The sequence below is a fragment of the Actinomycetes bacterium genome, from assembly GCA_036000965.1.
GTDB lineage: Bacteria > Actinomycetota > CALGFH01 > CALGFH01 > CALGFH01 > DASYUT01.
Map to the genome: position 1 here is coordinate 1 of DASYUT010000269.1, position 7,554 is coordinate 7,554.

Annotated in this window: 6 protein-coding genes; 3 read left to right on the forward strand and 3 right to left on the reverse strand. The window is 73.0% G+C overall.

The features are described from left to right. The coding region (locus VG276_24040) for a DEAD/DEAH box helicase (protein HEV8652376.1) at positions 1 to 2,493 on the reverse strand (2,493 nt) is incomplete at its 3' end. A 624-nt stretch (positions 2,494 to 3,117) separates the two neighbouring features. Here VG276_24040 and VG276_24045 point away from each other — a divergent pair. Next, the gene (locus VG276_24045; protein ID HEV8652377.1) at positions 3,118 to 3,573 is read left to right on the forward strand and encodes a maleylpyruvate isomerase N-terminal domain-containing protein; all 456 of its coding nucleotides are present in this window, start codon (positions 3,118 to 3,120) and stop codon (positions 3,571 to 3,573) included. A gap of 385 nt (positions 3,574 to 3,958) precedes the next feature. Further along, the gene (locus VG276_24050) at positions 3,959 to 4,705 is read left to right on the forward strand and encodes an SDR family oxidoreductase (protein ID HEV8652378.1); all 747 of its coding nucleotides are present in this window, start codon (positions 3,959 to 3,961) and stop codon (positions 4,703 to 4,705) included. Between the two features lie 130 nt (positions 4,706 to 4,835). Here VG276_24050 and VG276_24055 read toward each other — a convergent pair whose 3' ends face one another. Then, a complete protein-coding gene (locus VG276_24055; protein ID HEV8652379.1) occupies positions 4,836 to 5,117 on the reverse strand; it encodes a hypothetical protein in 282 nt (93 codons plus the stop codon). A 652-nt stretch (positions 5,118 to 5,769) separates the two neighbouring features. On the opposite strand from VG276_24055, the gene VG276_24060 reads away from it, so the two are divergent. Continuing rightward, positions 5,770 to 6,597: an aminoglycoside adenylyltransferase domain-containing protein gene (locus tag VG276_24060; protein HEV8652380.1), complete on the forward strand. Its 828-nt coding sequence runs from the start codon at positions 5,770 to 5,772 to the stop codon at positions 6,595 to 6,597. Positions 6,598 to 6,684: 87 nt separating this feature from the next. Here VG276_24060 and VG276_24065 read toward each other — a convergent pair whose 3' ends face one another. Next, entirely contained in the window at positions 6,685 to 7,377 is a 693-nt protein-coding gene (locus tag VG276_24065) for a dihydrofolate reductase family protein (protein HEV8652381.1), read from the reverse strand. Positions 7,378 to 7,554: the final 177 nt, after the last annotated feature.

Genomic DNA, 7,554 nt, shown 5'->3' on the forward strand with positions numbered 1-7,554 from the left:
CTCGGCGGTGAGGTTGCACAGCACCTTCATCTCCAGCTTGGCGGGCAGGTCGGCGATGATCGACCGGTCGGTCTTGAGGCGGCGCAGGATGAACGGCTGCGTCGCGCGCCGCAGGCCCTCGGCAGCTCGCTCATCGCCTTCACGCTCGATCGGGACGGCGAACCGGCTGCGGAACCCCTTCGCGGAGCCGAGCAGGCCGGGGTTGGCGAACTCCATGATCGACCACAGCTCCGACAGGCGGTTCTCGACCGGGGTGCCGGTCAGCGCCACCCGCTGCGGCGCTTGCAGCGCCCGCACCGCCTGGGTCTGCTTGGCGGCGCTGTTCTTGATGTTCTGCGCCTCATCCAGCACCACCCGCCGCCACGCGGCGGCGGCGAGCGCCGCCCGGTCCCTGGCCGCCAGCCCGTAGGTGGTCAGCACGAGGTCCGCCTCCCCGGCGGCGTGGGCAAGCTCCTCGCCGCCGAGCCGCTCGGCCCCGTGATGGACGTGAACGGCCAGGCCCGGCGCGAACCGCTGCGCCTCCCGCTGCCAGTTCCCCACCACCGACATCGGGCACACCAGCAACGTCGGCCCCGGCCGCCCCGCCTCGTCCACCTGCCCGTCACGCTCGGCGACCAGCAGGGCGAGGAGCTGGACCGTCTTCCCCAGGCCCATGTCGTCCGCCAGGCAGGCGCCCAGCCCGAGGCCGCCGAGGAACGCCAGCCACGCCAGGCCGCGCTCCTGGTAGGGACGCAGCTCGCCGCGGAAGCCGGTGGGTGTGCCCATCGGCCCGAGGCGCCGGTCGGCCTGGCCGGAGAGCAGGTCGCCGAGCCAGCCGGTGGCGTGGATGCCGGTCACCGGGAGATCGGGGACGGGCCCTTCCACCAGACCGAGGCCGGCGGCCAGCGCGTCCGCGGCGGGCATGGCGCCGTCGGCGTGCCGCTCGAGGAAGGCAAGGCCGCGGGCGAGGCGCTCCGGGTCCAGCTCGACCCAGCGGCCGCGGAGGCGGACCAGCGGGACCTTGAGGCGGGCCAGCTCCTGAAGCTCCTCGGCGCTCAGCCGCTCGTCGCCGAGCGCCAGCTCCCACCGGTAGTCGACCAGGGTGTCAAGGTCGAGCCCGCCGGGCTTGGCGACCGCGCCGGGGGCGGCGGCGCTCCCCGCGACCAGCCGCAGGCCGACGCGGGCGCCGCGCTTGTCCCACCATGACGGCAGCAGCACACCGAAGCCCGTCTGCGCCAGCAGCGGCGCCGCGTCGCGCAGGAACCGGTGTGCCCCGCCCGCGTCCAGCGCCAGCGCGGCGGGGCGTGCGGAACGCAGCGCCCGCTCCAGCTCCGGGTACAGGCGCATCGCCCGGCCGAGGTCGGCCAGGAGCAGCTCCTGCGGCCGCTCGACCCGCCGCGCCAGCGTGGTGAGGGTGCCAGCTGCCCGCCACACCTCCGCAGCCGGCACGAGCAGGCTCGGCTCGTCGGTCGCCTGCAGCAGGAACTCAAGCCGCCAGCGCCGCTTCGGCTGGTCCTCGGGCGGCTCGACCAGCCGGAAGCAGGTCCGCAGCGGCCCGGCGGCCGCACTCGCCGAGCGCAGCCACGCATCGAGCGCCTCGCGCAGGCCGGCCAGCTGCGCGACGTCGGCATCGAAGCGCCCGTCGTCGCTGGCGAGGGCCGCCAGCCAGGCCTCGACCGCCAGGTCCGCGGCGCGGCGCCGGCCGCGCCGCGGCGGCAGGGACGGCCAGGTCGCCGAGACCCCGGGCCTGGCGCCGACGGTGACGGCCACGCCGGCAAGAGCACGCCTGGTCGCCGCGTCGGCCAGGACGTCAAGGGCACCGCCGAGCAGCGCCGCCGAGCCCCGGCCCTCGAGGGCCGTGCCGGTCTGCTCGGCACGGCAGGCAGGAGGCATGACCGCGGCGAGCGCTCGCAGCCGCTCGGCGTCGTGGCCCGTCACCACCGGGCGCCAGCGGGCGGCCAGGCGCTCGCCCTCCTCGGCCAGGCCTGGCAGCACCCGGCCCCGGCCGACCAGACCAAGCACGAACCAGGCCAGCTCACCCAGGAAGCGCAGCGACGCCCCGGGCGGCGCGGCGCCCGGGGCCATGGCCCCGGCGGCGGGAAGGTGAAGGAGCAGCTCGAGGGCGCTGCGGGCGTCGAACCGGAGCGCCGGCACCCGCCACGGCGCCAGCGCCACGTGCTGTTCGCCCGCACCCGCGCCGGACTCGCCCAGAGCTTCCGCCGGGTCGTGCACCAGCTCCGGTGAGGCGAGCGGTCCCGACGCGAGCGACGGCAGCAACAGCGCCAGCTCGCCCGCCTCCGCCTTGTCGACGAGCCCCTCGACCAGCGGGGTGGCCGCCGCGACCATCGCGACCTCGCGCAACCGGTCGGACGGGCAGGCGAACGGGTGCGGCCGGGCCCGCGGCTTGCGTGGCGGCCGGCCGCGCCGGCGCGCCGCGGTGGCCGGGAGCGCCGAGTCCTCGGCCCAGACGCACAGCTCCCCGGACGCCGACCAGACGCCGTGCAGGACGTTCACGCCGGAGCTTCCCCGAGGGCCTCGAGGTCCTCGCCCTGGGCCTCCAGTGCCCGCTCAACCTCGCCGTGGAGCTCCCGACCGGAGTCCACCGGCGCCTGCCCGGCCATCGCATTCCTCTGTTCAACCGTATCCCGCCAAGCGAAAGGAGAAGCATGCATTCCGTGGCTTCCCCCCGCAAGCGACACGTCCTCCCACGTACGGGCGAATACATCCAATCCCGCCGGCAAAGCATACGGAGTCACAAGTCCAGAGAGCGCGTACCGATTCGAACATCCGTTCGGCGTCGGAGGAGGGACTGGACCACTGGGCCTACCGGAGTTCACCACGCCGGTGGCACTGTAGCGTCACCTCGCGGCGAGTCGACTCCCTGGGCGAGACTCGGACCCCTCTGTGTTGGGCAGCAAGGCAGGATTCGAACCGGTGAAGGCATTGCCGGCGATTTTCCAGGTCGCACCGCCGTCTCCTCGCGGTACCGACCCGTCCCCACGTGATCCCAACAATCGCTCGTGACCTGCACAAACGGCCGGTCGGCGGCTTCCGCCGTCGCTCGGCGTCCCCGCCCGTTCCGCCCCCGTCCCGCGCGGCCCTGTGTCGGGCGGAGGGAAGTCGGAGCGAAATCTCTGGATGCTGCTGCACCACGTCAACGACTCCCTCGCCGCGCTTTACGAAGGCATCGGCGCCGGATATGTCGGCCCCGACCCCGCCTGGGATGCCGACGGCGAGATGGCGGGCGACCTGGTTGCGACCTTCCGCGGTCGTGCCGGCCGGCTGCTTGGCGCGTGGACCGCCGCCGGCCACCACGACCGCGTGGTCGCCATCGCCGACCGTCCGCTGCTGGCCAGCACCGTGGCCGGCACCGGCGCCATCGAGCTCGCCGTCCACGGCTGGGACATCGCTCGGGCGTGCGGGGACCGCCAGCCGATCCCGCCCGCGCTGGCCATCGACCTGCTGAAGATCTCCCCATTGCTGGTGACCGACGCCACCCGCTACCCCCTGTTCGCGGCCCCGGTCGCCGTGTCGCCGCTGGCCAGCTCAAGCGACCGGCTGGTCGCCTTCCTCGGCCGCAGCCCCGAGGCGTAGCCGGCGGTCCCCGCGACGCCGGCCTCGGCGCGCCCGGTCGGCGACCGCCCGGACAAACGCGCAGGTCGCACCAGCGGCCGCAGGAGCCCGCCAGCATCTGTCGGTGCGTTCGCGATGAATTTCGGGTCCCGATCAGGTCTGCACTTCCAGACCGATGGCGCGCCCAGCCCGGCCCGATCCATCGTCCCCGCTTCAGGCGAGCTGGGCGGGCAGCCGGGCGTCGGACAGCCGCCGAGACAGAACGGAGAACTGGAGATGACGGGCATGACCGTAACCCGAACCGACCGCACGGTCGCACCCGACCGCAACCGCTGGGCGGCGCTGGCGCTGCTGTGCTCCGCGTTCGTCATGACCATCCTGGACATCGCGATCCTGACCACGATCGCTGTCCAGCGCACCACCGACCTCAGCGCTCGTCACTGGCGCCAGCCGAGGCTTCGGCCGCGCCATCGCCACCGCGCTCACCGAAGCTGGCGCAACCGTCGTCGGCGTCGCCCGCGACCGCGCCCGGCTCGAGGACCTGCGGACGCAACTCGGCGACACGTTTATCCCCGTCGCCGCCGACGCGACCGACCCCACCATCGCTGGCCAGCTCATCGACCGATACCGCCCGCGCACGCTGGTGCTCAACGCCGGGGCGAGCCCATTGCTGCGACCGGTCCATCACCACACCTGGCAGACGTTCAGCCGCAACTGGGAGGTCGACGTCCAGCACGTCTTCCACTGGATCCGCGAAGCCCTGCTCCGTCCCCTCGACCCAGGCACCACCGTCATCACGCTGTCCAGCGGAGCTGCGATCAACGGTTCACCGCTCAGCGGCGGCTACGCCGGAGCCAAGGCCACCATCAGGTTCATCACCTCCTATGCCAAGGCCGAGTCCGAACGCGACACGCTCGGCATCCGATTCACCTCCGTGCTCCCCAAGCTGACCGCGGCGACCGACCTCGGCGCGGCCGCAGTCACCGCCTACGCCAACCAACAGGGTGTGGACACCGCCGCCTTCCTGGACGGTCTTGGTCCGACACCCACTCCAGAGCAGGTCGGCAAGACCATCGTCGAGCTCATCATCGACCCCAGCCACGACCAGGACGCCTACCTGCTCACACCCACCGGCCTCGCCCCAATCGGCTGAGGCAGACGCGCGCCGCGGCCTCTCCTCCACCCCGCCAGTGCGCCGGGATCATGATCACGTTCCAAGAATCGTCCCCGGATCCTGCCACCATCGCGCCGGCCGTGCGTCTGTCCCCGGCCGAGCCCAGTGGTCACCAGTGGACCGCCGGCCGCGGCGATACCGGGCAGGCTTCGGGCTGGCCGCTCGGGGCGAGGCACCGGTAGGGCGCTACGTCACCACACGTAGGGAGCGCGGTCGCCTGCCTCAGGGGAGGCGGGGCGAGCTGCTGCGTTAGGCGGACCTCGAAGACCGCGTCGGCGTCGGGGTCGCGGGTCATGCGCCAGGCCCGGTCGGTCTTGCGGAGCGCGTCCATCAGCCCGGCGGTGTTGATCGACGCGCAGCCGGTCGGTGCGGTGATGGCCACGGTGGGCATCTCGCGTTCCGCCCCTCCTAGAGAGTCGGTTGGGTATCCCGATCGGCCTGATTGCGTTTCTGCCGGCACGGCAGACGCGCAGGTCATGACCACACCCGCTGGTTCGCAAGTCGGAGAATCGCTGATACGCGACCGGCTCGCTAGGCTCCCGTCACGGCAGCTACCCAGGCAGCTTGGCCGCGATGACCTCGACCGGCTCGATCACCGGCGGCTGCTCCACGGCCACGATTCTCCCCGATCCTCGAGTCGTGAGGCACCCCGGACCTGGGTGCTTGCTACACGGATGCGCGACTTCAGGTCACGGACATAAGAGACGATGCGGGCATCCCGCCCAGAGGCGATGCTGACCGTCTCGGTACCTTGCCGCAGCCAAAATGAACGCGGAATCTACCTTGCGGCCGTGATACGGAGCCGAGGGCCGGTGACGAGCGCGACCAAGGTGTCAAGGCGGACGAGCACGCCGCGCTGCTGGGCTGGCTCAACAGCAGCCTCCTGACGTCCGGCTGATCGCAGGCGCAACCTCTTCGCTGTACTCCTCCGCAGACGGGCCCACCATCTCGCTGCCACCTCACCGCCGTAAAGACGGGCGTAACAGGACTGCCGGAACCAAGACCAACCTTCCAGGGCATCGGCACGTCGGGGGGAGTTCACGATGGGCACCAAGCTGTCAAACGGCGACCTGCTGGACGGATGTGCCCGCGCGGCCGCCGGTCGGCTGCAGCGGCTGCTGGGGGAGGAGCTGTTGGGCGCCTACCTGATCGGCTCGGGTGCGCTGGGCGGTGCGGTGGCCGAGCAAAGCGACCTGGACCTGGTCGCGGTCTGCGCCCACGCCCCCTCGCCCGCGGACATCCAGCAGCTGGTCGCCGCCCTCACCGAGGAGGCCATGACCTGGCCGGTGCGGGGCCTTGAGTTCGTGCTGTACCCCCACGCCACGGTCGCCACGCCCTCTCCCACGCCGCAGTTCGCCATCAACCTCAACGTCGGCCCGCGGATGCCCCCGCACTTGTCGCTGGATCCGGCGTCCGAGCCCGCCCACTGGTTCGTGGTGGATCTGGCCATCCTGCGTGAGCACGGCGTGGCGCTGGTTGGCCCGCCCGCCCACCAACTGGTGGCGCCGATCCCGCGGAAGTGGCTGCTGGACGCACTGGTCGACTCGCTGGCCTGGCATGCCGCCAACGAGTCGTCGCTGCACCAGAGCGTGCTGAACGCCGGCCGCGCCTGGCGTTACGCCTACGAGGGGGTGTGGTCGTCCAAGGACGCCGCCGCCAGCTGGGTGCTGGCCCGGACCGAGGACCCCACGCTGGTGCAAACGGCGCTAGCGATCCGCCACGGCGACCGCTCGCAGACGCTTGACCCGGCCCGCGTGGACCGGTTCATACGTGCGGTCGAGGCGCGGGTCCAGCGGGCCGTGGTCCGGCAACCCCCTCCAGGCGGGCCGCCCGCCGCCCCGCCGGCTTCCCCGAGCGGGACGGAAGCTTGAACACGCGCTCACCGACGGCAACAGACTTCGGGGTTCTGCGGGCCAGGACATGAAACGAACAGCGGCATCGCAAGACCATATCGCTGCTTAGGTCGTGCGGTAGCGGAGGAACAGGAACCCGTCCTGCTCACAGGCCGAGCAGAGCCGCAGGTTCGGGGGGCCGGGGAGGGCGCCGCCATCGAGGATCCGCTTGGCGCCGCCGCCGACCAGGCGGGGGGAGAGGGTGAGGCACAGCTCGTCAAGCAGGCCGGCGACGGCCAGCTGGCCGTTCAGGGTGGGCCCGCCCTCGGCCAGCACCGCGCGGAAGCCGCGCACCCCGAGCGCGTCCAGGGCGGTCGCCAGGTCGACGTCGCGCTCGCCGGCGAGGATCACCTCGGCGACCTCGGCGACCTCGGCGGCCCGGGCGCGAGCCGGCGCCGGTGCCTCGGCGACGGTGACCACGATCGGCCGGGCGGTCGGGGAGGTGAAGAAGGGCGCATCCCAGTCCAGCCGGCAGGAGCGGGAGACCACCGCCACCGGCACCGTCGAGGGCCCGTAGCGCTCGGCCCGAACCGTGCCGGCCGCGACCAGCACGACGTCTGCCAGCGAGCGCAGCACCGCGAACAGGGCATGGTCGGCCTTGCCGCCGAGGCCGCCGGACACGCCGGCCACCGCGGTGGCGCCGTCGACGCTGGCGATCATGTTGAGCCGCACGCCGGGACGAGAGCCGGCCGGCGGCAGGTCACCGTAGACGGCCATCGGGTCGGCCGGGTCGAGGAACGTCGGGAACAGCTGGCGCACGGTGGCTCAGGCCTCCAGCAGCGCCCAGCTCCGGCGCGGGAACTCGAAAGCGGCCGCCCGGCTAGCCGGGCACGCCCACGAGCTCGCCCAAGCGGAGGGTGGCACCGCGGAAGCCGTCGGCGTTCCACAGCTCGCTGGGCGGCGCCGCGTCGCGCCGGGGGCTGCGGGCGACGGTGC

What these genes read in the sequence shown, in the direction of transcription:
- VG276_24060 (HEV8652380.1), top strand. Translation starts at nt 5,770, where the DNA reads ATGGGCACCAAGCTGTCAAACGGCGACCTGCTGGACGGATGTGCCCGC.
- VG276_24055 (HEV8652379.1), bottom strand. Translation starts at nt 5,117, where the DNA reads ATGCCCACCGTGGCCATCACCGCACCGACCGGCTGCGCGTCGATCAAC.
- VG276_24045 (HEV8652377.1), top strand. Translation starts at nt 3,118, where the DNA reads ATGCTGCTGCACCACGTCAACGACTCCCTCGCCGCGCTTTACGAAGGC.